The following is a 25,607-nucleotide window of genomic DNA, read 5'->3' as shown; positions in this document are numbered from 1 at the left end:
CCCGGCCGCCGCGGGTCAGGACTCGCGCGTGATCTCCACCCGCACGAACAGCTTCGACCGGAACGGCCCCGCGTAGATGCCGCGCAGCGGGGCGACGTCGCGGTAGTCGCGGCCGCGGCCGACGAGCACGTGGCGGTCGCCGATGTCGATGAGGTTCGTCGGATCCCAGCCGCGCCACTCGCCGCAGAACCACTCGACCCACGCGTGCGACTCGCCCGTGACGGTCTCGCCCACGGCCGCGTTCGGCTTCGGGTGCAGGTAGCCGCTGACGTAGCGCGCGGGGATCCCGACGTGCCGGAGCGCGCCGATGACGATGTGCGTGATGTCCTGGCAGACGCCCCGACCCTGCTCCCACGCCTCGCGCGCGGTCGACTGCACGCTCGTGACGCCGGCCATGTACTCGACCTTCTCGCCGATGGCCCGCGCGATCTCCGCGGCCGCCTCGCACGGGGTCCCCGCGCCGCCCGCGATCTCCTCCGCGAGCGCGACGACCTCCTCGTGCGGCTCGGTGCGCCCGGTCTGCGCGACCTGCTCCACGTGCTCGGTCGCGCGCTGCACCTCGACCGCGAGGTCGTCCCAGCCGCGCTGGTGCGGCTCGTGCGTGCGCGGCCGCACCTCGACGAGGCTCGTGGCCGTGAGCTCGAGCGAGCGGTGGGGGCTCAGGATCTCGAACGAGGAGACGCGGGTGCCGAAGTAGTCGACGTAGGTGTGGTGCCCCGGCTTCGGCTGGATGTCGAGGTTCGAGTACAGGACGAACTGGTTCTCGCTCGACACGGGCAGCATCCGCGCCTCGTTGTACGACGCGGTGACCTCGCCCTCGTAGTGGAAGCCGGTCCGGTGGGTGATGCGCAGGCGGTTCACGAGTTCTCTCCTACCCAGCTCGGTGCCGCGTTGGTGGGGAAGTAGCGCTGGCGGACGGCCTCGCTGGTGGCGGAGGTGGCCTCCTGCACGGCGTCCATGAAGCGCGGGAGGTCGTCGAGGATCTCCTGGATCGGCCGGTACTCCAGCTCGCTCCGGATCTGCCCGAGCAGCCGCTGCGCCTGGTCGGACACCCCGAGGCGGTCGGTACGCGGCTCGATGTCGTGCAGGCACTGCTCGGCGCGGCGGATGGAGTGCGTGATCGACCGCGGGAACAGCCGGTCGAGCAGCAGGAACTCGGCCGCGTTGCGCGCGCTGGGCACCCCGCGGTACGTGCGGAGGTACGCCTCGTACGCGCCGCAGGAGCGGAGGATCGTGGTCCACGACGGGCCGCTGGCCTCGGTGAGGGCGCGGGTCGCGAGGAGGCGGGCGGTCATGTCGGCGCGCTCGATGGATCGGCCGAGGGTGAAGAACTGCCACGCCTCGTCGCGGCTGGTGCCGGACTCGACGAGCCCGACCGCGAGGGCCGAGCGCTCGCGCACCCAGCCGAAGAACTCGTGCACGCGGTCGTTGGCGATCTTCCGCGGCATGCGGGCGCGCGTCGTGTTGAGGCACTCCCACAGCTCGCTGGAGACGATCTCGCGGGCCCGCCGTGCGTTCTCGCGCGCGGCGCCGAGCGAGTAGGCGATGGAGGCGGGCTGCGTGCGGTCGACCGCGAGCAGCGCGAGGACGTCGTGGCGGCCGAGCACGTCCTCGGAGGGCACGTCGCTGCCCATCACGCTGAGGAGGGAGCGGCAGGCGGTGTCCTCGTCGATCCACGGGTCCTCGAGCAGGAGCTGGAGGTGCACGTCGAGGATGCGGGCGGTTCCGTCCGACCGCTCGATGTAGCGGCCGATCCAGAACAGCGACTCGGCGATGCGCGACAGCATGGGCATCAGCGGTCCCCCTCGGTGGTGTCGGTCGTGTCGTCGGCGGGAGGCGCGGCGACCGCGGCGGACGCCGGGCCCGCCTGCTGCTGCTGCTCGTGCTGGTCGCGGTTGCGCGGGGCGTCGTGCGGCGACTGGTCGGGCGCCTTCTCCCCCGGCGCGATCACCGGGATCGACGTCGTGACCGCCGCCTGGTCGGCCACGAGCGTCTGCACGCTGCGCTCGCGCGTCGCCGTCGGGAAGCCGGCGTCGCCGACGACCCAGGTGTCCTTGGATCCGCCGCCCTGGCTGCTGTTGACCACGAGCTGGCCCTCGGGGAGCGCGACGCGCGTGAGCCCGCCGGGCAGCACCCAGATGTCGCGGCCGTCGTTGACGGCGAAGGGGCGGAGGTCGGCGTGCCGCGGGCGCATGCCGTCCTCCACGAGCGTGGGGATGGTGGAGAGCTGCACGACGGGCTGCGCGATCCAGCCGCGCGGGTCCTTGAGGAGACGCGCGCGCAGCTCGGCGAGCTCGCCTGCGGACGCCGCCGGGCCGACCACGAGGCCCTTGCCGCCGGATCCGTCGACGGGCTTCACGACGAGCTCCGGCAGCCGGTCGAGCACCTCCTCGAGCGAGTCGGGCTCCTCGAGGCGCCAGGTGTCGACGTTCGGGATGATCGCGTCCTCGGCCAGGTAGTAGCGGATGAGGTCGGGCAGGTACGTGTAGACGAGCTTGTCGTCGGCGACGCCGTTGCCCACCGCGTTCGCGATGGTGACGTTGCCGAGGCGGGCGGCGAGCATGAGGCCGGGCGAGCCGAGCATGGAGTCGGCGCGGAACTGCAGCGGATCCAGGAACTCGTCGTCGACGCGGCGGTAGATGACGTCGACGCGCATGGGGCCGCCCGTGGTGCGCATCCAGACGCGGCCGCCGGAGCAGAACAGGTCGCGGCCCTCGACGAGCTCGACGCCCATGAGGCGCGCGAGGAGCGTGTGCTCGAAGTAGGCGCTGTTGTAGACGCCGGGCGTGAGGACGACCACGTTCGGGTCGTCGACGCCGTCGGGCGCGCTCGCGCGGAGGGCCTGGAGGAGCTTGTTCGGGTAGTCGCCGACCGGGCGGACCCGCATCGAGACGAACAGCTCGGGCAGCGTCTGCGCCATGACGCGGCGGTTGGAGATGACGTAGCTGACGCCGGAGGGGACGCGCACGTTGTCCTCGAGGACGCGCATCTCGCCGGCCTCGTCGCGCACCAGGTCGATGCCGGAGACCTGGATGCGGACGCCGTTGGCCGGGTCGATGCCGGCGGCCTGGCGGTGGAAGTGGCTCGAGGAGCTGATGAGGCGCGCGGGGATGACGCCGTCGCGGATCGCGCGCTGCGGCCCGTACACGTCGGCGAGGAACGCCTCGAGCGCCCGGACGCGCTGCGCGACGCCCTTCTCGAGGCGGCTCCACTCGGCCTGCTCGATGACGCGCGGCACGGCGTCGAGCGGGAAGGGCCGCTCCTCGCCCGCGAAGTCGAAGGTGACGCCCTGCGCGAGGTAGCTGGTGGCGAGCGCGTCCGTTCGGTCCTTCAGCTCCTCCTTGGTCATGCGGGAGAGCGCCGCGTGGATCTCGCGGTAGGCGGCCCGGGTGGCCGCGGGCTCCCCGTCGGCCGGCGGATCTCGGAACATCTCGTCGAACGGCATCGCGCCGCCGGAGGCTCGCCGTGCGGCCGCGAGCGTGCCGTATCCCTCGAACAGATCACCCATGGCCGCAGACTAACGGGGGCGTGTGTCGGGGGTGTTTCCGCGCTCGGGGCGCGGCGCGACGCCGCGGATCAGGCGTCGGTGCGCTTGAGCACGTGCGCCGGGATGGCGATGGAGGCCGAGACGAGCAGGATGCCGGCGAAGAAGCTCAGCAGCTCGAAGCCCTCGATGTAGAACGCGAACGCGAACAGCGCCATGCCCGCCATGAAGAGGGCGAACGCGATGATGAAAGCGACGATGTTCACGAGGGCACCTGGATCCGTTGACGAGACTGGGGGCGACCGAGGCGCGCGAGGCGACGTGCGGTCATGGTCGAGTCTACGAGATCCAGGCGCGGGCGTCGCCCGGCGGGGCGACGGGATCAGCGCGCGGCCTGCTCCGGGCGGATCCCGCCGGCCAGCGCCTGGTACGCGCGCTGCGGCCCGGGCGAGCGGGTGAGCGACGACGCGACCGCGTCGAGCATGGCGCGCTGCCCGCCCGACGGGTTGAGCAGGAGCTTGGCCGCCTGCCGCAGCTCGGTGACCGTCGCGACGTTCGGGGCGAGCGCGAGCCCGAGCCCGGCGTCCTCGAGCGCGGCGGCGCCCGCGAACTGGTCGGTCGAGAGGGGCAGCACGAGCATCGGGACGCCCGCGGTCGCCGCCTCCGTGACGGAGTTGTTGCCGCCGTGCGTGACCGCGAGGTCGGCGTGGCCGAGGAGCGTCACCTGCGGGAGGAACGGGCGGACGAGCCAGTCGGACGGGAGGTCGCCGAGCTCGTCGAGGGCGGTGGATCCGGTCGCCAGCGCCACGCGCACGTCGAGGTCGCGGAGGGCCGCCGCGATGCGCGCGAGCACGTCGCCGCGCACGGAGAGGAAGCTGCCGAGCGACACGTAGACGATCGGGTCGCCGCCCTCGTCGATCCAGTCCTGCACGTCCGCGTCCGGCGCCTCGCGGCGGACGGCCGAGCCGATGAAGGCGTGCGGCGGCAGCAGCTCGGAGCGGTCGGGGTCGTGCAGCTCCTCGGGGTAGTTGAGCAGGAGCACGTCGCCGGCCAGGGCGAAGGCGTCGCGGACGGGCGGGAGCTGCGGCGCGAGCACCGCGAGGGCGTCGTTCCACTGCGCGGTGAAGCGGTCGCGGACGCGCTCGCACAGCGCGTGCAGCTCGTCGAGGTCGTCCTCCTCGGGCTCGAAGGCGGCGGGCCAGGCGGGCGGGAAGCCGTAGACCTCGTCGCCCACGGGCAGGGCGCTGGGGTGGCCGAGCACGACGTCCGCGTGGCGCGTGCCGGAGGCGAGCAGGGCGAGGCGGGCGCTGAAGGCGAGGTGGTCGACGATGACCTGGTCGGGGCGCACCTCGTCGAGGATCCGCTGCACGGCGCGCGCGGTCTCCACCGGCTCCCAGAGCAGGTCGTCGCTGCGGGCCTCGGCCTGGAAGCGCAGGGTCTCGACCATGCCGCGGCGGGTGGCGGCGAAGAAGCCGCGGAGGGCGTCGTCCTCGCCGGTCGGCTGCTCCTCGGCCTTGATGGTGCCGGGGTTGGATCCGCGCCCGAGCCGGAGGTCGACCCGCTCGAAGCCGGACGCCTCGACGATGCCGGCGGTGGCGGACCCGGTGGCCACGACCACGCGCTCGCCCGCCTTCTGCCACGCGGACGCGAGCGTGAGGAGGGGGAAGAGGTGGGACGCGTAGTCCGGGCTGATGACGAGCAGGGTCATGAGGCGCTGAGCTCCCAGAGGGTTCGGTCGTCGGCTGCGGCGACGTCGCGGTAGACGCGGGACAGGGTGCCCGCCATGGCCTGGATGGTGAAGGTGCGGGCGACCATCGCGCGGGCGCGGTCGGCGGCGGCGTCCGCCTCGGGACCGGCCGCGATGTCGAGCGCGCGGCCGATGCCGACGGCGAGCGCGGCCGGATCCGTCGTGTCGACGAGGAGGCCCGTGACGCCGTCCTCCACGTAGGTCGCGGGTCCGCCGGACGCCGGCGCGACGACGGGCAGGCCCATCGACATCGCCTCGAGGAGGGCGACGCCGAACTCCTCCTTGATGCTCGCGCACGCGTACGCGCCGCCCGGTGCGGTGAGCCCGGGGCGGCCGTAGCGGACGGCGGCGAGCCAGCGCGTGACGGTGTCGTTGCCGCGGTGGCCGGCGAGGAGGAGGCCGTGGCGCGCGGCGTCCGCGGCGGCGGCGCGGGGGTCGGCGGCGTGGGCGGGATCCGCGCCGGGCACGGCCTCGAGGATCCGCGCGAGCTGGTCGCGCTCCTCCGCGGAGGGCGCGTCGAGGTCGCCGCCCACGACGAGGAGGTTCGCGCGGGACCGGAGCGCGGGATCCGCCGCCCAGACGTGCGCGAGCGACGCCATGCCCTTGACCCGCGCGAGGCGGCCCACGGAGACGACGAGCGGGAGGCCGCGGCGCTCGGCGGGGAGGCCGGCGAGCAGCTCGTCGAGCTCGACGAACGCGCGGGCGGGCGCGCCCTCCGCGTCGGCGCCGAGCAGCGCGTCGTCGCGGGAGCGCTCGATGGCGGCGACGTCGATGCCCTCGGCGACGACGCTGTGGCGCTCGGGGTGCGCATCCACGTCGATGCCGACGAGCCGGCGCATGTCGCGCTTGAGCTCCGGCCGCGGGAAGAGGACGGTGTGCGCCGCGTCGGCGGCCAGGCGCTGCACGAGCCGCACGCGGAACCAGTAGTGCTCGCGCGCGTCGACCGCGCCGAAGCCGTCGCGGGTGAGGGCGCCGGAGCGGTCGAGCGCGTCGACGACGCCGTGCGGATCCGGCGCCACCGTGAAGACGACGGGGATGCCGAGCTCGCGGGCGACCGTGGAGGCGGCGAGCGTGCCCACGTCGGCCATGCGGAGGTGCACGGCGTCGACGCGGCCGGCCGCGCGGAGCACGCGGCGGATCCCCCGCTCGGCCTCGACGCGGTGCGGCCACGCCTCGGGCAGCGAGCGCGGGCCGCCGAGGAGCGGGATGTGCGCGAAGACGTGCCCGTCGCCGCCCGCGGTCACGCGCGCGAGGGAGGCGAGCGCCTGGTCGGCGGTGCCGCGGGAGAGGGTGATGACGCGGTCGACCGGGCGGTCGGCGACGGTCGTGGCGGTCACGTCGTGCGCCCCGGGGGCGTCGCCGGCCGGGCCCGCGGGATCCACGAGCGCGTCGCCGAGGCGCACGAGCAGCGTCGCGATGCCGCCGTTGTCGCCGGCGCCCACGTGGGTGAGGCCCGCGTCGATGTCGGCGTGGAGGAAGAGCTGGACGACCGTGAGGCCCGGACGTTCGGGCGCCGCCGGGTGGTCGCCGTGCTGGCGCGCGATGTCGAGGACGGCGAGGCGCGCGACCGCGGCCACCTCGTCGTCGCCGCGCGCGATGTCGGAGACGATGCCGAGGGTCGCCTCGCCCGCGGGCCGGTCGCCGAGCGCGGCGACGGCGGCGGAGCGGGTGAGCGGGCCCTCGCGGGGATCCTGCGCGACGCGGAGGAGCACGCGCTCCGGGATCCGGCCCCGCACGAGTCCCACGGTCTCGACGAGACGCGACCGGGCGCCGTCGCCGCGGACGCCGAGCAGCGCGTTCTCGAGCGCGAGGGAGAGGTGGTCGGGCGCGGATCCCGCCCACTGCTGCAGCGTCCGCTGCGCGAGCATGCCCGGGAAGCCGCCCTCGACCACCATGGCGACGAGGCCCGAGACCGCGTCGAAGCGCGGCAGGCGGGTGCCGAACGCCCAGGCGGCGTGCTCGCGGATCCACCGGACCTCGTGGTCGAGGAGCGCGACGAGGGCGAGGTCGGCGGCCTCGTCGAAGACCTGGGCGAGCGCGTGGATGGCGGCGACGGCGGTGAGCTGGTCGGCGGGATCCGCGGCGGCGCGGGCGAGGAGCCGCACCGCGCGTCCGCCGCCGTCGCGGCTGGCGGCGACCGTGAGCTCGTCGGCCTCCTGCATCACGTCGAGGATGCGCGCGGCCTGCGCGACCTGGTCGAGGCTCGTCTGGATCCCCATGCTCGTGCCCCTTCTCGGGTCATACTCCTGCGACGGAGCCGTGAGGCGCCTCACCCGGGAGCGTTCGCTCCCGGGACAGCCTCCCGGCCCTCGCGAGTATTCCCCAGTCGGCTGCGAGAACTCCAGCGGGCCGTCACGCGGGGCCCCGCGCGTACGCTGGCGGGATGCCCCACCCCGCGACGCCGCCCCCGCAGATCCGCTTCGGCATCGTCGGCAGCGGCTGGCGCAGCGCCTTCTTCCTGCGCATCGCGCGGGCCCTCCCGGAGCGCTTCGCGGTCACCGGCCTCGTGACCCGCAGCGCGGACACCGGCCGTGCGCTGGAGGAGGAGTGGGGGATCCGCACCTTCCGCACCGCGGCCGAGCTGCTCGCCGCGGAGGCGCCGTCGTTCGCGGTCGTCTCCGTACCCAGATCCGCCGCGCCGGACGTGATCGCCGACCTCGTCGACCGCGGAGTCGCCGTCCTCACCGAGACGCCGCCCGGCGCGACCGTCGAGGACCTCGAACGGCTCGACGCGCTCGTGCGGCAGGGCGCGCGGATCGAGGTGGCCGAGCAGTACCCGCTCTCGCCGCTGCTCGCCGCGCAGCTCGCCATCGCAGCGGGAGGCCGGCTCGGGCGCGTCAGCCAGGCGACGGTCGCGCAGTGCCACGACTACCACGGCGTCCGCGTGATGCGCCGGGCCCTCGGCATCGGCTTCGAGGACGCGACCATCACGGCGTCCCGCTTCTCGTCGCCGCTCGTCGCCGGGCCCGACCGCGACGGCGACCCCGTGCGCGAGGAGGTCGTCACCGCCGTGCAGACCACCGCGCGCTTCGACTTCGGCGACCGCCTCGGCGTCTACGACTTCGCCGACCGGCAGTACTTCTCCTGGATCCGCCGGAACCGCCTGCTCGTCCGCGGCGAGCGCGGCGAGATCGTCGACGAGCACGTGAGCTGGCTGCTGGATGCGACGACGCCGACGTGGGCCGACATCACGCGCGTCGAGACCGGGCAGGGCGGCAACCTCGAGGGGCACCACCTCCGCGGGCTGCTGCTCGGCTCCGAGTGGGTCTACGAGAACCCCTTCGCGCCCGGCCGGCTCGCGGACGACGAGATCGCGATCGCGCAGTGCCTCGTCGAGATGCACGCGCACGCGGCCGGCGGGCCATCCACGAACTCGCTCGCGGAGGCGTCGCAGGACCACCACCTCGCGCTCCTCATGCACGAGGCCGCGACCACCGGGCAGCCCGTCCGCAGCACCCGACGGGCCTGGGCCGACTGACCGACCCCTCCTCCCCACCTCCCACGGAAGGCACCCCCATGCGCATCGACCTCACCGGATCCACCGCCCTCGTCACGGGCTCCACCCAGGGCATCGGCTACGCCATCGCGGAGGGCCTCCTCGAGGCGGGCGCCCGCGTGATCGTCAACGGCCGCGGCGAGGAGGGCACGGCGGCCGCGCGCGACCGGCTGCTCGCCGCGCACCCGGACGCGCCCGTCGAGGTGCTCGCGGCCGACGTCGCGACCGAGGAGGGCGCGGCCCGCGCAGTCGAGGCGTTCCCCGAGGTCGACGTGCTCGTCAATAACCTCGGGATCTTCGGCTCGGCCGACCCCCTCGGCATCACCGACGACGAGTGGCGCCGCTACTTCGAGGTCAACGTGCTCGCGGCCGTGCGCCTCACCCGCGCCTACCTGCCCGGCATGATGTCCCGCGGCTGGGGCCGGGTGCAGTACATCGCGAGCGACTCGGCCGTCGTGACGCCCGTCGAGATGATCCACTACGGCGTCTCGAAGACCGCGCTCCTCGGGGTCTCGCGCGGCTTCGCCAAGGCGGCGGCCGGATCCGGCGTCACGGTCAACTGCGTCATGGCCGGCCCCACGCACACCGGCGGCGTCGAGGCGTTCGCGCGCGAGCTCGTCGGCGACGACCTGCCGTGGGACGAGGCGCAGCGCGAGTTCATGCGGCAGCACCGGCCGCAGTCGCTCATCCAGCGGCTGATCGAGCCGGAGGAGATCGCGCACATGTGCGTGTACCTCGCCTCGAAGCAGGCGTCGGCGACGACCGGCGGGGCGCTGCGCGTCGACGGCGGGTACGTGGACGCGATCCTGCCGTAGGGCGGGGCGGGTCAGCCCGCCAGGTGCCGCCGGATCGCCTCGACGCCGAGCTCCACCTCGCGGAACGACGTCGTGAGCGGGCTGAGGCCGAGGCGGAGGCCGGACGGCGCGCGGAAGTCGGGGATCACGCCCTCCTCCCACAGGGCGCCGACGATCTCGCGGAAGCGCGGGTGGTCGACGCTCACGTGGCTGCCGCGGCGGTCCTCCTCGCGGGGGCTCGCGACGCGCGCGCCGAGCGGCACGAGGTCGCGGTCGACGAGGTCGAGCGCGAAGCCGGTGAGGGCGAGTGACTTGGCGCGGATCGCGGCCATGCCCGCCTCCTCGATGAGCGCGATCATGTCCTGCATCGCGAGCATGCCGACGATGGGCGGCGTGCCGCTGAGGAAGCGGCGGATCCCGTCGGCGGGCACGTACTCCGGGCCCATCGCGAACACGTCCTGCGCGCCCATCCAGCCCTGGATCGGCTGGCGCAGCTCCCGCTGCAGGTCGCTCCGCACGTAGCCGTGGGCGGGCGCGCCGGGGCCGCCGTCGAGGTACTTGTAGCTGCAGCCGACGGCAAGGTCGACGCCCCACGCGTCGAGCTCGGTGGGGATCACGCCGACGGAGTGGCAGGTGTCCCAGAGCACGAGGGCGCCGGCGTCGTGCACGATGCGGGTGATCCGCGGCACGTCCGCGAGGAACCCGGAGCGGTACGCGACCTGGCTGAGCACGACGAGCGCGGTGCGCTCCCCCAACGCCTCCGCGACGAGCTCGGGGGTGACCCCGGCGTCGGGCTGCACGTCGATCCAGCGGATCGTCATGCCGCACTCCTCGGCGACGCCCTCGAGCACGAAGCGGTCGGTGGGGAAGTTGTCGGTGTCGATGACGAGCTCGTCACGGCCGGGGCGCGCGCGGACCGCGGCGCGGACGAGCTTGTAGAGGATCACGGTGGTCGAGTCGCCGACGAAGGTCTGGCCGGCCGCGGCGCCGTACGCTACGCGGCCGAGGTCGTCGCCGATGCGGGTCGGCATGTCGAGCCAGTCCTCGTCCCAGCCGCGGATGAGGCGGCCGCCCCACTGATCGCGCACGAAGCCGGCGACGCGGTCGACGCTCGCCCGGGTCGGGCGCCCGAGCGAGTTGCCGTCGAGGTACGCGACCACGTCGTCGGACTGCACGAACAGGTCGCGGAAGCGCGCGAGCGGGTCGCGGGCGTCGAGGTCGGCGGCGGCCGGGATGGGGGCGGAGGAGGCGGGGGCGTCGGATGCGGCGTGCGCGTCGGGTGTCACGTCCGCAGCCTACGAGGGGTCGAGCTGCGCGACCCATGCGCGGACGACGGCGTCGAGCGCGGGACGCGCGTCGCGCACCTCGGCGGCGTCGCGGAACTTCGCGATGGCGCGGTGCGGTCCGGCCGCGCGGAGGAGGCCGGCCGGATCCGCGACCTCGATCGCCGGGCGATCCGGCGCCGTCCGCGCTCCCGCGTGCAGCACGAGCAGCACCTCGTCGGGCTTCCGCAGGGCGAGGGTCGCGAAGTGGTCGCCGAGGGACCAGCTCGGGGCGTTCCACTTCCACGACTCGACCGCGTCGGGGCAGGCGGAGCGCACGGCGTCGCGGATCACGTCGACGGCCGGCGCGAGCGGATGCGCGAGCGCGGCGAGGCGGGCGTCCACGTCGCGGCGGGAGGCGTCGGGATCGGCGGCGGGCACGGGCCCATCATGACCGGCGCCGCCCGCGGAGGACAGGGGCCGGGTCCGTTAACCTCGGGGTCGTGCCCCCGCCCGCCTGGACCCCCGACGGCCCCGACCTCGTGATCCACGGCGAGAACCTCGAGGCCGTCCGCGCGCTCCCCGACGGCGCCTTCCAGCTGATCTACCTGGATCCGCCGTTCAACACCGGCCGCACGCAGGAGCGGCAGAACATGACGGTGGCGCGGAGCCCGGATCCGGATCCCGCACCCGACGCCGATCCCCCGGCCGCCGGCGCCGCCGCTGCCGCTGCCGCTTCCGCCGCGCTCGCGCCCGCGAGCACCGCGACCCCCGAGCCCGTCCGGCCGCCCGGCGCGCGCGTCGGGTTCCAGGGCCGCAGCTACGACTCCGTCAAGGGCCTCCTCTACGGCTTCGACGACTCGTTCGCCGACTACTGGGACTTCCTCGAGCCGCGGCTCATCGAGGCGTGGCGGCTGCTGGATCCCACCGGCACCCTCTACCTGCACCTCGACTACCGCGAGGTGCACTACGCCAAGGTCGTGCTCGACGCGCTCTTCGGGCGCCGTTCGTTCCTCAACGAGATCGTGTGGGCGTACGACTACGGCGCGAAGTCCCGACGGCGCTGGCCGGCGAAGCACGACACGATCCTCGTCTACGTCAAGGACCCGATCCGCTACCGCTTCGACTCCGAGGGCGTCGACCGCGAGCCCTACATGGCGCCCGGCCTCGTGACGCCCGAGAAGCGCGAGCGCGGCAAGCTCCCGACGGACGTGTGGTGGCACACGATCGTCTCCCCCACGGGCCGCGAGAAGACCGGCTACGCGACGCAGAAGCCGCTCGGCGTGCTGCGCCGCATCGTGCAGGCGTCGAGCCGGCCGGGCGACTGGGTGCTCGACTTCTTCGCCGGATCCGGCACCACGGGCGCCGCGGCCCGCGAGCTCGGCCGTCGCTTCGTGCTGGTGGACGAGAACCCGCAGGCCCTCGAGGTGATGCGCGCGCGGCTCGCGGGAGCCGGGACGGTCTTCCTCGCGGCGGACGGGGACCCGATCCCCCCGGAGCCGGAGGCGCCCACGGAGACCGAGGCGCCCGCGAAGGCCGAGGCGCCGGCGAAGGCGAAGGCGCCGGCGAAGGCGAAGAGCGCCGCACCCGCGAAGGCGAAGACCCCCGCGAAGGCGAAGGCGAAGGCGACCGCGAAGGCGAAGACCCCCGCGAAGCCGACCACGAAGCCGAAGGCCCCCGCGACGCGCACACCCGCCGTCCCCGCGGCGCCGAAGCCGGCCCCGCCGCCCGCCTCCACGCGCGCCGACTGATCAGCGCCTCCCGCTACCCCTGCTGCGCGAGTGCGAACGGCAGCACGCGCGTGGCGCCCGCCTTCCGCAGCAGGCGCCCGGCGACCGTGAGGGTCCACCGGGTGTCGACGAGGTCGTCGACGAGGAGCACCGGACGCGGATCCGCCGCGAGGTCCTCCGCCAGGTGCGCGGGCACCTGGAACCGCGGGTGCACCCGCCCGAGCCGGTAGACGCTGTTGCCGCGGGCGGCCCCGGGCGCCCCCGGATCGACCAGGTCGAGCGACCCGAGGAACGGCAGCCGCCCCACCTCCGCGATGCGCTGGGCGAGGCTCCCGACGAGCTGCGGGCGGCTGGCCGACGGCACGTGGACGACGGCGCGCGGCCGCTCGGCCCAGCCCCACTCGGCGAGCACCCGGACGCAGGCGGCGACGAGCGCGTCGTCGACCGGGGCGTCCTCGGCACCGGCCGCGAACACCGTGCGCAGGCGGCCGCCCCAGCCGAGGTCGGTGAGGCGCGCGAGCGCGCGGCCCTCGTCGACCTGCTCGCCGGCCGCGATGGCGCCGCTGAGCGGCACGCCGACGCTGGACGCGCCCGTGGGCCAGCGCAGCCGCGGCTCGACCGGCAGGCCGACGCGGTCGAGCGCCTGCGACGCGTTGGCCGACGCCTGCTGATCCAGCGACGCCGGGTACCACGCGCCGGCGCATCGGTCGCAGCGGCCGCACGGCGCCGCGGTGTCGTCGTCGAGCTGGCGTTGGAGGAACTCCATCCGGCAGCCGAGGGTGGTCTCGTAGTCGAGCATCGCCTGCTGCTCGCGCACGCGCGCGGCCGCGACCTGCTCGTACCGGGCGCGGTCGTAGACCCACGGGACGCCCGTGGCCGACCACCCGGACGTGTCGCGCCGCACGGCGCCGTCGACGTCGAGCACCTTGAGCAGGAGGTCGAGCCGGCTGCGCGAGAGGCTGACCCGCGACTCGAGCGCGGGCACCGACAGCGGCCGGTCGCTCTCCCCGAGCGCCTGGATGACGGACGCGGCCTGCTGCTCGTCCGGCATGGACGCGGTGGCGAAGTACTGCCAGATGTCCGGATCCTCGCGGCCGGGCAGGAGCAGCACGTCGGCGTCGGCCGACCCGCGGCCCGCGCGACCGACCTGCTGGTAGTAGGAGACGGGCGACGACGGGGCGCCGAGGTGCACGACGAAGCCGAGGTCGGGCTTGTCGAAGCCCATGCCGAGCGCGCTGGTGGCGACGAGCGCCTTGACCTCGTTGCGCTGCAGCTCGCCCTCGGCCTGCTCGCGGTCGGCCGGGTCGTCGCGGCCCGTGTACGCCTTCACGGCGTGGCCGGCGTCGCGCAGCAGCCGCGCGGTGTCCTGCGCGGCCGAGACCGTGAGCGCGTAGATGATGCCGCTGCCGGGCAGCTCGTCGAGGTGGCTGAGGAGCCAGCCGAGCCGATCGCGGCTGTTCTCGAGCCGCAGCACGCCGAGCCGCAGCGACCGACGGGCGAGCGGCCCGCGGATGGTGACCACGGGCACGCGCTCCGTCTCGACGGCGCCGCTCCCGGTGGATCCCACGCTCAGCTGCTCCTCCACGTCGGCGACCACGCGCGAGTTGGCGGTGGCGGTGGTGGCGAGCACGGGCACGCGCTCGTCGACCGAGGAGATGAGGTCGCGCAGGCGGCGGTAGTCGGGCCGGAAGTCGTGGCCCCAGTCGGAGATGCAGTGCGCCTCGTCGACCACGAGGAGGCCGAGCCGTGCGCGGAGGGCGGGCAGCTGCTCGTCGCGGAAGCGCGGGTTGTTGAGGCGCTCCGGCGAGACGAGCAGCAGGTCGACCTCGTCGGCGTCGAGCGCGCGCAGCAGGTCGTCCCACTCGTGGGCGTTGCTGGAGTTCATGGCGACGGCGCGGACCCCGGCGCGGCGGGCGGCGGCGACCTGGTCGCGCATGAGGGCGAGCAGCGGCGAGACGAGGAGCGTGGGGCCGAGGCCCTGCTGGCGGAGGAGCAGGGTGGCGACGAAGTAGACGGCCGACTTGCCCCATCCGGTGCGCTGCACGACGAGGGCGCGGGAGCGGTCCTGCACGAGCGCCTCGATGGCCTCGAACTGGCCGTCGTGGAAGTCGGCGCCCGCGACGCCGACCAGCCGGGAGAGGTGCTCGCGGGCGGCGGACCGGAGGTCGGCGGGCGCGGCGGAGGAGGGCGGCGTGGCGGTGTCGGGCATGGGGCCATGCTCCCATCCGCCCCCGACCGCGCCCCGACGCGGCGGTCCCGTCGGGGACTCCGGAGCGGCCGCGAGCCTGGGGAGGGCTACCGCTCGGGCGCGGATCCGGGCTCGACGGCCCGCTGCGGGCGCGCGGGTCCCGCGGCGCGCGCGGCCTGCACCGCCTGCTCCGCCTGGAGCTGCCGCATCCGCGCGATGCGCGCGTAGTGCCGCTCCTCCTCCTCGAGGTCGGCGATCTGCTGCTCGGTGCTGCGCACCCGCCGGTCGACCGCGACGGCCGCGCGCTCGTAGGCGGCGCTGCGGTCGGGCGGGCCGACCGGCTCGCGCCGCGCGTCCCAATCGTGGCCGACGCAGAACCACACGATGCTGCCGATGAGCGGCAGGAACACGATGAGCAGGATCCAGACGAGCTTCGGCAGGTGCCGCACCTGGTCGTCGGGTCGGGTGATGAGGTCGACGAGCGCGCACATGTCGACGAGGAGGGGGAGCAGCCCGAAGAGGATCACGATCCCGGAGCATAGGGGCGCCCCGGGGCCGCGCGGAAGGTCCTTGCGCGAACGCCCACGCCCGTGCGGCGGCCCGCGATTCGCTCGGCGGACACCCACCTCGCACCTGTCAGCTCCCCAGGAGCCGTCGGTCCTACAGTCCGGATGAGGGCCGCACCCGGCGGCCTCAGTGAGGAGGAGATCATGGGTCTCGACGACAAGATCAAGAACGCCGCCCAGGACATCGCGGGCAAGGCCAAGGAGGCGCTCGGCGAGCACAAGGGCGACCAGGACCTCAAGGCCGAGGGCCAGAAGGACCAGACCGCCGCGTCCGCCAAGAAGGCCGGCGAGGACGTCAAGGACGTCTTCAAGTAGACCTCAGCGACACCGGGAGAGGCGGCGACCCATCGGGTCGCCGCCTCTCCTCATGTGCGGGGCGACGGCGCGACGCCTCGAGGGCGCGCGCCCGCGCCGGTCACTCGGACTCGGCGGCCAGCTCCTCCGGGGCGAGCCGCTCGCCGGAGGGACGGCGCAGCACGGAGTCCCGGGCGGCCGCGCCCTCCGCGGCGTCGGCGTCGGTCGCCTCGGCCGCGGGGGCGTCCGGCCGGACGTCCTCGCGGGTCGGCTCGGTCGTCGTCTCGACGGGCGCGCCGTCGCCGGCGTCGGCCGCGGTGATCTCCGCGTCGTCCGAGTGGTCACGGGGCACGAGGGGCTCGCTCATCGACATGGATCCACCCTCGCACCGGCGCTGGTCGGCGACCACGGGCGGCGGATCCGTTCACCTGCGGTTCACCGCGGGCGCGCGGTCACGGTGCCGCGGGCGCTCCGGCCGCCTCGATGATCCGCTCCACCACCTCGGCGTCGAGCACCGCGACCTCCTCGCCGTCGTCCGCCGCGTGCGCGCGCACCACGACCGAGACGACGTCGCCGCCGGGCTGCACGTCGACCACGAGGAAGCCGGATCCGCGCACGATGCGCTCCGTGCCCGGCGTCGCCGCGACGTCCGTCTCGTTCGCGACGCCGGGCGCGACGAGCACGGGCACGCCCGCGAGGGATCCCACGATGTGGTGGTGGTAGTGGCCCGAGAGGATCACCCGCACGTCGCTCCCGCGCACGACCTCCGCGAGCCGCTCCGGCCCCTGCAGCGCGAGCGACTCGTGCAGCACGGTGGGCGCGGGCACCGGCGGGTGGTGCAGCACGAGCACGGTGCCATGCTCGGACGGGGTCGCGAGCAGCTCGCGGAGCGCGTCGAGCTGCTGCTCGCGGAGCGCGCCGTAGCCCTTGGCCGGCACGGAGGTGTCGAGCGTGACGACGCGCCAGCCGTCCACGAGGGTGACGCCGTCGATGGGCGGCACGGCCGCGGGATCACGCCCGTCGTCGGTGCCCGGGCCGCCGTGGCCGTCGCCGAGCACGAGCCGGAAGCCGGAGCGCACGTCGTGGTTGCCGGGCGCGAGCACGACGGCGGCGCCGCGCGACGCGGCCCACGGATCCAGCCGCTCGCGGAGGAGCGCGTACGACTCCGGCGTGCCGTCCTCCGAGAGGTCACCGGATCCGACGAGCAGCCGCACGTCCGGCACGCGGTCGGCCTCGGCGAGGACGCGGTCGAGCGCGGCGCCCGTGTCGACGACGCCCTGGTGCAGGCCGCCGTCGCGGAGGAGATGGGTGTCGCTGAGGTGGACGAGGCGCAGGGATCCGGGAGGCAGTGCGTGCATGCGCCGACCCTACGGCCGCGGACCGACAGCGCGGAGGACGCCGGGCGGACATCCGGTGACGCCGCCCCGCGGGCCCGGCGCCCGCGCATCCCCCGGCGGTAGCCTCGTCCCACGACGAGAGGGAACCCCATGGCGACGCGCGACGAGATGGACTGCTGGCTCACCGACATGGACGGCGTGCTGGTGCACGAGAACCAGGCCCTGCCCGGCGCGGCGGCCCTCATCCAGCAGTGGCAGGACCAGGGGAAGCCCTTCCTCGTGCTCACGAACAACAGCATCTTCACGCCGCGCGACCTCGCGGCCCGGCTCCGCGCGTCCGGGCTGAACGTGCCCGAGTCGGCGATCTGGACCTCGGCGCTGGCGACGGCGGCGTTCCTCGAGCAGCAGATGCCCGGCGGATCCGCGTTCGTCATCGGCGAGGCCGGCCTCACCACCGCGCTGCACGAGGCGGGCTTCATCATGACCGACACGAAGCCCGACTTCGTGGTCATCGGCGAGACGCGCAACTACTCGTTCGAGGCGATCACCCGCGCCATCCGCCTCATCAACGGCGGCGCGCGCTACATCGCGACGAACCCCGACGCGACCGGGCCGAGCGCCGAGGGCGTGCTGCCCGCGACGGGCGCGGTGCTCGCGCTCATCTCGAAGGCGACGGGCAAGGAGCCCTACATCGTGGGCAAGCCCAACCCGATGATGTTCCGCTCGGCGCTCAACAAGATCGGCGCGCACTCCGAGAGCACCGGCATGATCGGCGACCGCATGGACACCGACATCATCGCGGGCATCGAGGCGGGCCTCCACACCGTGCTCGTGCTCACGGGCATCAGCGACCGCGCCGAGATCGAGCGCTACCCGTTCCGCCCCGACGAGGTGCTCTCGGGCGTCACCGAGCTGCTGGACCCGGAGCCGGTCGAGTCCGAGCTCTGACCCGCGGACTCCGAACGGACAGGCGGCGCTAGGGGACGACGGGCGGCTGCGGCTTGCCGATGCTGCCCGTGAAGGTGCCGCCGCCGGCGCGCGAGACGAAGCAGTAGGCGTCGCGGTCGCCCGCCGCCCACTCGTCCTGCGTGATGGGGTAGGCCGACTGGTACTGCACGTCCTCGTAGGCGCGGGCCGCGCCGTAGTCGATCACGGTGTCGGCGATGCAGAGCTCGTCGGCGGAGTCGCGCACGACGTCCTCGCCGGGGAACGCGTCATCGGTCTGCGGCAGCGCGACGCGCGCGACCATCTGCGCGTGGTGCTCGGAGCCGCAGTCGACGACCGTGAACTCCTCCTCCCACGGCGTCGTGTACGGGTCGATGCACTCGCCGCCGAGCAGCGCGTCCCAGGCCTGGGGGCCGGCGGCGGCCGGACCCTGGACGGGATCCGTGGGGGTGGGCGACGGGGTCGGCGAAGCGTCGGCGGTCGCGGTCGCCGCGGGGGCGGCATCGGGCGCGGCGGAGGAGGTCAGGCGCTGGCCCAGGTAGAAGAGGCCGACGAGGAGCAGCACCAGGAGGATCGCGCCGCCGACCCAGAGGCCGGTGCGGCGTGGGCCGCGCGGGCCGGACGCGCTGCGCGGCGGCGTGGGCGGGCCGGGGACGCGGGCGTCGTCGCGGACGGGCGCGGGCGGACGCGGTGCAGCGGACGCGGCCGGCGCGACGTACGGGGGCGGGACCGGTGCGGGGCGGGAGGCGGCCTCGGGGCGCGGGGCGGCGGGCAACGCGGCCGTTGCCTCGTCGGGACGCGGATGCGCGGCCGGGGCAGCGGCTCCGGCGACGGCGGCGGCTGCGCCGACGGCGGGGAGGACGTGCGTGCGGTCCTCGTCGGCGGCCGGCGCGGAGCGGTCGTCGTCGGCGTCGTCCGCGGTGCGGCGGTCGACGGCCGGATCCTCGGCGGCATCGCCGAAGAGGAGGGCCAGGGCGTCGACGGGCTCGTCATCGGACGCGGCAGCGTCGCGGTCGGCGGCGTCGGCGTCGGCGTCGGCGTCGACGGGCTCGGGTGATGCGGCGTCGTCGCGGTCGGCCGCCCGATCCCGGGGGTCCTCCTCGACCGGTCGGCGCCCGGCATCGGGAGCGACCTCGGGGGTCGGGGCGGCGAGCACGGCGGCGGCCGGGTGCTCGTCGAGCGCCGGGGCCTCGGACGCGGGCGCGGCGGCGGGCTCGGGGGCGCCATCGTCCGGACGCTCGTCCACGGCGGGCGCGGCGGGCACGGCGGGCACGGCAGGGCCAGCAGGCGCCGCGGACGCAGGCGCGGCGGCGGGCGCGGACCCGGCCGCCCACGCCATGGCGGCGGCACGCGCGGCCGCGGCGGCGGGCGCGAGCGGGGCCGGGGCGACGTCATCGCGGTCGTCGTCGAGGTCGTCGTCAGCGTCCGCAGCGCCGTCCGCGGCGACGGGATCGACGATCTCGTCCTCCCCCGCGGGCGCCTCGAGCGCGGCCGCGGCCGCGGCGGGAGCATCGGCCGCGCCGACGGGATCGTCGACGACCTCCGCGTCCTCGTCGAAGCCCTCGTCGCGGAGGGGCGTCAGCTGCACGGACTCGTCCGCGGACGGCTCCGAGGGCTGCTCGGGGGCGGGATCGTCGACGAGCTCGGCGTCCACCACGTCGGACTCGGCTGCGGGCTGAGCCGCGGGCTCCGGGAGGCGCAGATCGTCCGCGCCGTCGTCGATCGGCTCGAGCACCAGCTCGGCCGTCGCGTCGTCGACCGGCTCGGGATCCGCCTCGACCTCGCCCGTGAGCACCTCGCCCGTGAGCGGGGCGTCGTCCGACGGGCTGCCGGGGTGCGGCGCCTCCGCCGGCGCGTATCCGGGGTCCGGCTCGCCCAGCTCCAGGTCGTCGGCGATGAACGGCGCGTCCGCGATCTCGGGCTCGGGCGCCGGGGCGGGCGCCTCGTCCGCGGGGTCGGCGTCGGCGGACGCGTCGGCCTGGTCGAGCGGGGCGATGCGGTCGACGTCCTCCGTCGGGTCGAGGGGGACGATGCCGGCGAGGATGTCGCCCTCGGGGGCCCGCGGCGGATCGGCGGGCGCGGGGTCGAAGCCCTGCTCCTGTGCGGCGACGGCCGCGGCGGTCGCGTCATCGGGATCGCCGGCGACCCCGTCCGCGTCCTCGTGCTCGGCCGGCACGGCCTCGCGGTCCGCGGCGCGGCCCCAGCCGATCGGCGCGAGCGGCCGCACGGGGCGCTCGCGGTCGGCGTCGGTGGCGGGTCGGATCGCGAACGGGTCGTCGTCGTCGCGCCCGGATCCGGATCCGCCGCCGGTCGCCTCGCCGCTCACTACGCGAGCCCCAGGTCCTCGAGGCCGATCGCGTACAGGTACCGGTGGCCCGCGGCCTCGATCACCTCGCGGGCGTCGGTGGAGCGGTCGACGACCACGGCGACCGCGGCGATCACCGCGCCCACCTTCTCCAGCGCCTCGATGGCCTTCAACGGCGAGCCGCCGGTGGTGGAGGTGTCCTCGACGACGATGACGCGCTTGCCCTGGAGGTCGGGGCCCTCGACCTGGCGGCCTCGGCCGTGGTCCTTGGGCTCCTTGCGGACGACGAACGCGTCGTAGCCGCGGCCGACCGCGGCGCCCTGGTGCAGGATCGCGGCGGCGATGGGATCCGCGCCCATCGTCAGCCCGCCGACCGCGGCGACGTCGGGCACGTCCGCGATGAGGTCGAGCATCACCTGCCCGATGAGCGGGGCGACGCGGTGGTCGAGGCTCACGCGGCGGAGGTCGACGTAGTAGCTGGCCTTCTTGCCGCTCGTCAGGGTGAAGTCGCCGTGGAAGACGGCGTCCTCCTTGATGTGGGCAATGAGCTGCTGGCGCGCGTCGGTGGTCGTCACGCAGCCGATCCTACGGGCGGGGGCCCGCGCCGACCGGAGCGACGGGCGGGCGCGACGCCGACCGGATCAGGCGTCGGGCGCGGTCGGCAGGCCGAAGACGGTCCCGACGGCGGCCACGTCGTCGCCGCCGTGACCCGCCGCCGACGCCTCCGCGTACGTCTCGCGGAGCGCCTCGAGCATCGCCGTGTCGAAGTCGTGCGCGTCGGCGCCGTCGAGCGCGGCGAGCATGAGCGTCACGTCCTTGAGCAGGCCGTCGAGCGCGAACGACGGCGCGAGCTCGCCGGCGAGCATCGCGCCGCCCTTGAGGTGCGCGTACGGGGTGTCGGCGGCGCCGCCCGCGATCGCGTCGAGGAAGAGGCGCGGCTCGACGCCGAGCAGCCGCGCGAGGCCGAGCGACTGGCCGGTCGCGGCGGTGACGGAGGCGATCCAGGCGTTGCAGGCGAGCTTGAGCGCGGATCCCGGACCGGCCTCCGACCCGGCGACCACGGTGCGCGAGCCGGTGGCCTCGAGCACGGGGCGGGCGACGGCGAGGTCGTCCTCGGATCCGGAGACGAGGTGCACGAGGAGGCCCTGCTCGGCGGGGCCCCGCGTGCCGAGGACGGGCGCGTCCACGAGGCGGAGGCCGTGCTCGGCGGCGAGCGCGGCGATCCGGCGGGTGCCCTCGACGCCGACGGTGGAGGACTGGAGGACGACGGCGTCGGGCCGGAGCGCGGGCGCGACCTCGGCGAGGACCTCGAGCACGGCGTCCTGGTCGAACAGCATGACCACCACGACGTCCGCGTCGCGCACCGCGTCGGCGGCGCTGTCGGCGACCGTCGCGCCGTCGTCCGCGAGGGGCGCGGCCTTCTCGGCGCTGCGGTTCCAGACGGTGAGCGGCAGGCCCGCGCGGAGGATCGAGCGGCTCATGCCGGAGCCCATCATGCCGGTGCCGAGGAGCGCCACGCGGGGCGGGCGGTCGGCGTCGGGGGCGGAGGCGGGCACGGCAGCGGTGGCGTCGGTCATCCCCCGACGGTACGCCCGCGATCTGCGAGGACCGCGGACGCCGCGGTCCGGACGCGCCGACGGGCCGCCGGTCGGGTGACCGGCGGCCCGTCGGGCGATGCGGGGTGCGTCAGACGGCGGGCGCCTCGGCGGCGTTGTCGTCGTCGGATCCCTCGCCCGGCAGCACGATGTCGGCGACGGTCACGTCGACGCGCGTCACGGGACGGCCGACGAGCTCGGTGACGGCGTCGGAGATGGCGGCGCGCACGTCGGCGGCCACGTCCTGGAGCGGCACGCCGTACTCGGCGACCAGGGTCACCTGGAAGGAGACGCCGGTCTCCTGCGCGTCGACGGAGATGCCCTGCGTGAGGTCGGTCTGGCCGATGCGGTCGCGGAGCTGGCCGATGACGCGGGCCGCGCCGCCGCCCAGCGCGTGGACGCCCGGGATGTCGCGGACGGCGAGGCCGGCGACCTTGCCGATGACGGCGTCGGTGACGGTGGTGTCGCCCTCGGCGAGGCCGCTGCCGGTGACCGCGGTGCCGGCGGGGGCGATGCGGGTGACGTCGGCGGGGGTGGGGGTCGTGGTGTCGCTCATGGGGTTCCTCCTCGTGGGGCCCGTCGGCCGGGCGCTGCTGTGGTACTCATGGAGGTGACGGCCCGACGTCGCGGTCCGTCACGGATCCACGTCGTCTCACAGCGCACACGGAGGTACGGCATGGCCCTCTCCTCCTCCCTGCAGGACGCGGGCGACGGGATCCTCGCGGAGCGCGCGGCCGACGGCGACGCCCGGGCGTTCGAGGTCCTCGTCCGCCGGCACGCCTCCTACATGCGGGCCTTCGCGATCCGGCTCACCGGCTCCCGCGCCGACGCGGACGACGCCGTGCAGGAGGCGCTCATCACCGCGTGGGATCGCCTGCCGACGCTCGAGAAGCCCGAGCGCGTCAAGAGCTGGCTGCTGCAGATCGTGAGCCGCAAGTCCATCGACCGGATCCGCGCCCGGCGGCCCGTCGACGACATCGACGACCACGAGATCGCCGACCGCCTCACCTCGCCCGAGCGCGACGCCGAGACGTCGTCGCAGATGCGCGCGCTGTCGGCGGTCCTCGACGCGCTGCCGCGCGAGCAGCGCGAGGTGTGGATGCTGCGCGAGGTGGGAGGCTTCTCCTACGAGGAGATCGCCGAGCGGCTCGGGGCGACGCCCTCGACCATCCGCGGCCGGCTGTCCCGGGCGCGCACCGCGGTGATGACGAGCATGGAGGCGTGGCGATGAGCGGCACCCGACCCGGCGATCCCGGTCAGCGCCCTCCGGTGGATCCCGTCCCCGCGCTCGACGCCGACGGCGAGCCCCTCGACATGGCCGCCCTCGCCGACTACCTCGACCGCGGCCGCACGCCGCGCGTCGCCGCCTACGAGGACGACCCCGAGATCCGCACCGCCCTCCGCTCCCTCGAGCACGTGCGCGACCTCGGCCGCGAGCTCGTGCAGGTCGAGGCCGAGGAGGCGGAGGCGCCCGGCGACGACTTCTTCCGCGGCGTGCTCAGCCACATCAGCCGCGAGTCGCGCGCCGGCCGCGACATCCCGCTCTCCCACCCGGATCCGGGCGTCCGCCTCGCGCTCACCGAGGGCGCCGTGCGCGCGCTCGTGCGGCAGGCGGGCGACGAGGTGCCCGGCGTCCTCATCGGGCGGTGCACGCTCGACGGCGACGTCACCCGCGCCGGCGAGCCCGTGCGGGTCGCGCTCACGATGAGCGCCGTCTGGGGGGATCCGCTGCCCGGCCTCGCGCAGCGCGTGCGCGAGCGCGTGCACGCGGCCCTGCTGCGGCACACCGAGCTGCGCGTCGAGGGCATCGACGTGACCGTGGTGGACGTGCAGCCGCGTCCCGTGCAGGAGGAGGCCGGCGATGACCCTCGACGATGACGCGTCGGCGGCCCCGGCCGCCGTGCCCGCTGCCTCTCCCGTGCCCGTCCCGCTCCCCGCGCCCGCCGAGCTGTCGCGCGACCTCACCGTCGCGCTCCGCGACGTGTCGGGCGTCGCCGACGTCTACGCGCCGCGGTCGTCGGTGCTGCTCGTCGCGCAGCAGGTGGTCGAGGGCGTCGTGTCCGGCGGATCCGACCGGGCCGACCAGCTCGTCGCCGTCGAGACCGGCGAGGGCACCGTGGTCGTGCAGGCGTCCATCGCGGTCGACGCGTCGAGCCGCGCGAGCGACACCGCGCGCGCCGCGGTCGACGCCATCCGCGCGCGCCTGGCCGAGGCGGTCGGCGCCGAGGCCGCCGCGCTCGCGACCGTGACGGTCCGCGTCGGCAGCATCGGCTGACCCGCCGCCCTCCCGAGGGCGCCCGCCCGCGACCCGGCCGGCCGGACGCCCGTCGCGCTCCCGGTACCGTGGACGCATGCGCGTCGCCACCTGGAACGTCAACTCCATCCGCACCCGCGTGGGCCGCGTCGTCGACTGGCTCGTGCGCGAGGACGTCGACGTGCTGGCCATGCAGGAGATCAAGTGCAAGCCCGAGCAGTTCCCGATGGAGGCGTTCGAGGAGGCGGGCTACGAGGTCGCCGTCCACGGCCTCAGCCAGTGGAACGGCGTCGCGATCGCCAGCCGGCTGCCGCTCGACGACGTCGTGACGACCTTCGAGGGGATGCCGCGCTTCGGCAAGCCCGACGCCTCCGGCCAGCCGCCGCTCGAGGCCCGCGCGCTCGGCGCGACGGTCGCGGGCGTCCGCCTCTGGAGCCTCTACGTGCCCAACGGCCGCTCCCTCGACGACCCGCACTACACGTACAAGCTCGAGTGGCTCGCGGCCCTCGCGGCGAACACGCGCGCCTGGCTCGCGGCGGATCCCGACACCCCCCTCGCGCTCATGGGCGACTGGAACGTGGCGCCGCTCGACACCGACGTGTGGGACCCGCGCCTGTTCGAGGGGAAGACCCACACGTCCGCGCCCGAGCGCGCCGCCTTCGCCGCGTTCGCGGACGCGGGCCTCGCCGACGTCGTCCGCCCGTCGATCCCCGAGGGGTACACCTACTGGGACTACCAGCAGCTGCGGTTCCCGCGGGACGAGGGCATGCGGATCGACTTCATCCTCGGCAGCGACCGCTTCGCCGAGCTCGTGAGCGCCCCGCGGATCCACCGCGACGAGCGCAAGGGCGACGGGCCGAGCGACCACGTGCCGGTGGCCGTCGACCTCGACGTGGAGACCGAGCTCGACGACGACCGGCCGATGATCTTCTGATCCGCCGTGCGACCGCGTCCCCGCCTATCCCGGCCCTGCCCGGCGCGACCCGTAGTCTCGTGACGTGACCTCCGACGATGACGCGACCCCGGGACCCGGCCGCCGCGCCGCCCGCGGACGCCGATCCGCCGCCCCGGCCCGCCGGGGAGGGCGCCTCCCGGAGGTTCCGCGCATCACGCTGCCCACGATCCCCCGGCGCCGACCGCGCGACGGGTCCGACGACGCCCCGGTCCGCCGCGGACGCGCCGACCGCCCGCGCGATACCCAGGAGGACGCCCGCGGGGACGAGCCCGCCGGCCCGGCCTGGGTGCCGCGCTGGGTGCGCCGCGTCGACCGCCGGATCCTCGTCACCACGCTCGTGGGCATGCTCGTCGCCGCGATCCTCGGCGGCGTCGTCGCGTCCCTCGGCCTCGGCCTCATCTTCGTCACCGACGGGTGCGACGTCGACGCGTACGTGTGCCGCGACACGCTCTTCACCGCGGGCTACGGGATCGCCGTCGCGGGTCCGCTGGTGCTCACGGGCATCGCGCTGATCGTGGCGCTCGTCGGCATGGCCCGCGGGCGCACGCGGCCCTGGCTCGTGCTGCTCATCGGGTTCGGGGCGTCGCTCGCGGCCTACGTCCTCGGCACGGTGCTCGTGCTCGTCGCGGTGCCCGGCTCCTCCCCGCTGACCTGA

General features: G+C 75.3%; 25 protein-coding genes and 1 pseudogene. 10 read left to right on the top strand and 16 right to left on the bottom strand.

All coding sequences use genetic code 11. The features are described from left to right. Positions 1-15 precede the first annotated feature (15 nt). The 6 genes from H9X71_RS02165 to H9X71_RS02140 all read right to left on the bottom strand — a co-directional run bounded on the left by H9X71_RS02165 (position 16) and on the right by H9X71_RS02140 (position 7,450). The gene (locus H9X71_RS02165; RefSeq protein WP_191148115.1) at positions 16-861 is read right to left on the bottom strand and encodes a transglutaminase family protein; all 846 of its coding nucleotides are present in this window, start codon (positions 859-861) and stop codon (positions 16-18) included. Beyond that, positions 858-1,787, bottom strand: a complete 930-nt coding sequence (locus H9X71_RS02160) for an alpha-E domain-containing protein (RefSeq protein WP_116054572.1) — start codon at positions 1,785-1,787, stop codon at positions 858-860. Before H9X71_RS02160 ends, H9X71_RS02165 begins: the two co-directional genes overlap by 4 nt. A gap of 5 nt (positions 1,788-1,792) precedes the next feature. Next, positions 1,793-3,508 carry a circularly permuted type 2 ATP-grasp protein gene (locus tag H9X71_RS02155; protein WP_191148114.1) on the bottom strand — a complete coding sequence of 572 codons (1,716 nt, stop codon included), beginning with the start codon at positions 3,506-3,508 and terminating at the stop codon, positions 1,793-1,795. A gap of 68 nt (positions 3,509-3,576) precedes the next feature. Beyond that, complete coding sequence (locus H9X71_RS02150; RefSeq protein WP_172403802.1) at positions 3,577-3,750, bottom strand: hypothetical protein; 174 nt, start codon at positions 3,748-3,750, stop codon at positions 3,577-3,579. Positions 3,751-3,866: 116 nt separating this feature from the next. Beyond that, on the bottom strand, positions 3,867-5,192 hold the full coding sequence (locus H9X71_RS02145; RefSeq protein WP_191148113.1) for a nucleotide disphospho-sugar-binding domain-containing protein: 1,326 nt from the start codon (positions 5,190-5,192) through the stop codon (positions 3,867-3,869). After that, positions 5,189-7,450, bottom strand: coding sequence for a glycosyltransferase (locus H9X71_RS02140; protein ID WP_191148112.1), 2,262 nt, complete (start codon positions 7,448-7,450; stop codon positions 5,189-5,191). Before H9X71_RS02140 ends, H9X71_RS02145 begins: the two co-directional genes overlap by 4 nt. 164 nt (positions 7,451-7,614) lie before the next feature. Here H9X71_RS02140 and H9X71_RS02135 point away from each other — a divergent pair, with 164 nt between their 5' ends. Together H9X71_RS02135 and H9X71_RS02130 are read left to right on the top strand one after the other, a co-directional pair. Continuing rightward, complete coding sequence (locus H9X71_RS02135) at positions 7,615-8,709, top strand: Gfo/Idh/MocA family oxidoreductase (RefSeq protein ID WP_191148111.1); 1,095 nt, start codon at positions 7,615-7,617, stop codon at positions 8,707-8,709. A gap of 38 nt (positions 8,710-8,747) precedes the next feature. Then, positions 8,748-9,542 carry an SDR family NAD(P)-dependent oxidoreductase gene (locus H9X71_RS02130; RefSeq protein ID WP_191148110.1) on the top strand — a complete coding sequence of 265 codons (795 nt, stop codon included), beginning with the start codon at positions 8,748-8,750 and terminating at the stop codon, positions 9,540-9,542. An 11-nt stretch (positions 9,543-9,553) separates the two neighbouring features. Here the strand turns inward: H9X71_RS02130 and H9X71_RS02125 are convergent, their stop codons facing one another. Together H9X71_RS02125 and H9X71_RS02120 are read right to left on the bottom strand one after the other, a co-directional pair. Further along, entirely contained in the window at positions 9,554-10,807 is a 1,254-nt protein-coding gene (locus tag H9X71_RS02125; protein WP_191148109.1) for a kynureninase, read from the bottom strand. A 9-nt stretch (positions 10,808-10,816) separates the two neighbouring features. Further along, positions 10,817-11,224 carry a DUF1801 domain-containing protein gene (locus H9X71_RS02120; RefSeq protein WP_191148108.1) on the bottom strand — a complete coding sequence of 136 codons (408 nt, stop codon included), beginning with the start codon at positions 11,222-11,224 and terminating at the stop codon, positions 10,817-10,819. Positions 11,225-11,286: 62 nt separating this feature from the next. Here H9X71_RS02120 and H9X71_RS02115 point away from each other — a divergent pair. Continuing rightward, a pseudogene (locus tag H9X71_RS02115) lies at positions 11,287-12,249 on the top strand (DNA-methyltransferase); the annotation flags it as partial. Positions 12,250-12,547: 298 nt separating this feature from the next. On the opposite strand, the gene H9X71_RS02110 reads toward H9X71_RS02115, so the two are convergent. Together H9X71_RS02110 and H9X71_RS02105 are read right to left on the bottom strand one after the other, a co-directional pair. Continuing rightward, a complete protein-coding gene (locus H9X71_RS02110; protein ID WP_191148107.1) occupies positions 12,548-14,722 on the bottom strand; it encodes a RecQ family ATP-dependent DNA helicase in 2,175 nt (724 codons plus the stop codon). A gap of 86 nt (positions 14,723-14,808) precedes the next feature. Continuing rightward, positions 14,809-15,228, bottom strand: a complete 420-nt coding sequence (locus tag H9X71_RS02105; RefSeq protein WP_191148106.1) for a PLD nuclease N-terminal domain-containing protein — start codon at positions 15,226-15,228, stop codon at positions 14,809-14,811. 183 nt (positions 15,229-15,411) lie between these two features. On the opposite strand from H9X71_RS02105, the gene H9X71_RS02100 reads away from it, so the two are divergent. Continuing rightward, positions 15,412-15,582: a CsbD family protein gene (locus tag H9X71_RS02100; RefSeq protein ID WP_191149049.1), complete on the top strand. Its 171-nt coding sequence runs from the start codon at positions 15,412-15,414 to the stop codon at positions 15,580-15,582. Between the two features lie 100 nt (positions 15,583-15,682). Here the strand turns inward: H9X71_RS02100 and H9X71_RS02095 are convergent, their stop codons facing one another. Beyond that, the gene (locus H9X71_RS02095) at positions 15,683-15,934 is read right to left on the bottom strand and encodes a hypothetical protein (protein ID WP_191148105.1); all 252 of its coding nucleotides are present in this window, start codon (positions 15,932-15,934) and stop codon (positions 15,683-15,685) included. 79 nt (positions 15,935-16,013) lie between these two features. After that, positions 16,014-16,919 (bottom strand): metallophosphoesterase, encoded by a 906-nt coding sequence (locus tag H9X71_RS02090; protein ID WP_191148104.1) that lies wholly within the window; start codon positions 16,917-16,919, stop codon positions 16,014-16,016. 129 nt (positions 16,920-17,048) lie between these two features. On the opposite strand from H9X71_RS02090, the gene H9X71_RS02085 reads away from it, so the two are divergent. Then, on the top strand, positions 17,049-17,846 hold the full coding sequence (locus H9X71_RS02085; protein ID WP_191148103.1) for an HAD-IIA family hydrolase: 798 nt from the start codon (positions 17,049-17,051) through the stop codon (positions 17,844-17,846). A gap of 28 nt (positions 17,847-17,874) precedes the next feature. Here the strand turns inward: H9X71_RS02085 and H9X71_RS02080 are convergent, their stop codons facing one another. The 4 genes from H9X71_RS02080 to H9X71_RS02065 form a co-directional block, all read right to left on the bottom strand. Next, positions 17,875-20,169 carry a septum formation family protein gene (locus tag H9X71_RS02080; protein ID WP_191148102.1) on the bottom strand — a complete coding sequence of 765 codons (2,295 nt, stop codon included), beginning with the start codon at positions 20,167-20,169 and terminating at the stop codon, positions 17,875-17,877. Further along, a complete protein-coding gene (pyrE, locus tag H9X71_RS02075) occupies positions 20,169-20,723 on the bottom strand; it encodes an orotate phosphoribosyltransferase (RefSeq protein WP_191148101.1) in 555 nt (184 codons plus the stop codon). Before pyrE ends, H9X71_RS02080 begins: the two co-directional genes overlap by 1 nt. A 66-nt stretch (positions 20,724-20,789) precedes the next feature. Further along, positions 20,790-21,725: an NAD(P)-dependent oxidoreductase gene (locus H9X71_RS02070; protein WP_191148100.1), complete on the bottom strand. Its 936-nt coding sequence runs from the start codon at positions 21,723-21,725 to the stop codon at positions 20,790-20,792. Positions 21,726-21,834: 109 nt separating this feature from the next. Next, positions 21,835-22,299 (bottom strand): Asp23/Gls24 family envelope stress response protein, encoded by a 465-nt coding sequence (locus H9X71_RS02065; protein WP_191148099.1) that lies wholly within the window; start codon positions 22,297-22,299, stop codon positions 21,835-21,837. Positions 22,300-22,419: 120 nt separating this feature from the next. Here H9X71_RS02065 and H9X71_RS02060 point away from each other — a divergent pair, with 120 nt between their 5' ends. The 5 genes from H9X71_RS02060 to H9X71_RS02040 all read left to right on the top strand — a co-directional run bounded on the left by H9X71_RS02060 (position 22,420) and on the right by H9X71_RS02040 (position 25,607). After that, entirely contained in the window at positions 22,420-22,974 is a 555-nt protein-coding gene (locus H9X71_RS02060) for an RNA polymerase sigma factor (protein WP_191148098.1), read from the top strand. Continuing rightward, complete coding sequence (locus tag H9X71_RS02055) at positions 22,971-23,621, top strand: Asp23/Gls24 family envelope stress response protein (protein WP_191148097.1); 651 nt, start codon at positions 22,971-22,973, stop codon at positions 23,619-23,621. The genes H9X71_RS02060 and H9X71_RS02055 overlap by 4 nt, the downstream gene beginning before the upstream one ends. Beyond that, positions 23,605-24,018, top strand: coding sequence for a hypothetical protein (locus H9X71_RS02050; RefSeq protein ID WP_191148096.1), 414 nt, complete (start codon positions 23,605-23,607; stop codon positions 24,016-24,018). Before H9X71_RS02055 ends, H9X71_RS02050 begins: the two co-directional genes overlap by 17 nt. Positions 24,019-24,094: 76 nt before the next feature. After that, the gene (locus H9X71_RS02045) at positions 24,095-24,931 is read left to right on the top strand and encodes an exodeoxyribonuclease III (RefSeq protein ID WP_191148095.1); all 837 of its coding nucleotides are present in this window, start codon (positions 24,095-24,097) and stop codon (positions 24,929-24,931) included. Between the two features lie 64 nt (positions 24,932-24,995). After that, complete coding sequence (locus H9X71_RS02040) at positions 24,996-25,607, top strand: hypothetical protein (RefSeq protein WP_191148094.1); 612 nt, start codon at positions 24,996-24,998, stop codon at positions 25,605-25,607.

The sequence above is a fragment of the Clavibacter zhangzhiyongii genome, assembly GCF_014775655.1.
Taxonomy (GTDB): Bacteria; Actinomycetota; Actinomycetes; order Actinomycetales; family Microbacteriaceae; genus Clavibacter; species Clavibacter zhangzhiyongii.
The sequence above is the reverse complement of the archived record's forward strand: the minus strand, read 5'-3'. Positions and strand labels throughout refer to the sequence as shown.

Coding starts and splice junctions, on each gene's coding strand:
- H9X71_RS02090 (WP_191148104.1), bottom strand. CDS start 16,919: ATGCACGCACTGCCTCCCGGATCCCTGCGCCTCGTCCACCTCAGCGAC.
- H9X71_RS02135 (WP_191148111.1), top strand. CDS start 7,615: ATGCCCCACCCCGCGACGCCGCCCCCGCAGATCCGCTTCGGCATCGTC.
- H9X71_RS02145 (WP_191148113.1), bottom strand. CDS start 5,192: ATGACCCTGCTCGTCATCAGCCCGGACTACGCGTCCCACCTCTTCCCC.
- H9X71_RS02060 (WP_191148098.1), top strand. CDS start 22,420: ATGGCCCTCTCCTCCTCCCTGCAGGACGCGGGCGACGGGATCCTCGCG.
- H9X71_RS02055 (WP_191148097.1), top strand. CDS start 22,971: ATGAGCGGCACCCGACCCGGCGATCCCGGTCAGCGCCCTCCGGTGGAT.
- H9X71_RS02095 (WP_191148105.1), bottom strand. CDS start 15,934: ATGTCGATGAGCGAGCCCCTCGTGCCCCGTGACCACTCGGACGACGCG.
- H9X71_RS02155 (WP_191148114.1), bottom strand. CDS start 3,508: ATGGGTGATCTGTTCGAGGGATACGGCACGCTCGCGGCCGCACGGCGA.
- H9X71_RS02130 (WP_191148110.1), top strand. CDS start 8,748: ATGCGCATCGACCTCACCGGATCCACCGCCCTCGTCACGGGCTCCACC.
- H9X71_RS02070 (WP_191148100.1), bottom strand. CDS start 21,725: ATGACCGACGCCACCGCTGCCGTGCCCGCCTCCGCCCCCGACGCCGAC.
- H9X71_RS02050 (WP_191148096.1), top strand. CDS start 23,605: ATGACCCTCGACGATGACGCGTCGGCGGCCCCGGCCGCCGTGCCCGCT.
- H9X71_RS02160 (WP_116054572.1), bottom strand. CDS start 1,787: ATGCTGTCGCGCATCGCCGAGTCGCTGTTCTGGATCGGCCGCTACATC.
- H9X71_RS02045 (WP_191148095.1), top strand. CDS start 24,095: ATGCGCGTCGCCACCTGGAACGTCAACTCCATCCGCACCCGCGTGGGC.
- H9X71_RS02085 (WP_191148103.1), top strand. CDS start 17,049: ATGGCGACGCGCGACGAGATGGACTGCTGGCTCACCGACATGGACGGC.
- H9X71_RS02110 (WP_191148107.1), bottom strand. CDS start 14,722: ATGCCCGACACCGCCACGCCGCCCTCCTCCGCCGCGCCCGCCGACCTC.
- H9X71_RS02140 (WP_191148112.1), bottom strand. CDS start 7,450: ATGGGGATCCAGACGAGCCTCGACCAGGTCGCGCAGGCCGCGCGCATC.
- H9X71_RS02100 (WP_191149049.1), top strand. CDS start 15,412: ATGGGTCTCGACGACAAGATCAAGAACGCCGCCCAGGACATCGCGGGC.
- H9X71_RS02065 (WP_191148099.1), bottom strand. CDS start 22,299: ATGAGCGACACCACGACCCCCACCCCCGCCGACGTCACCCGCATCGCC.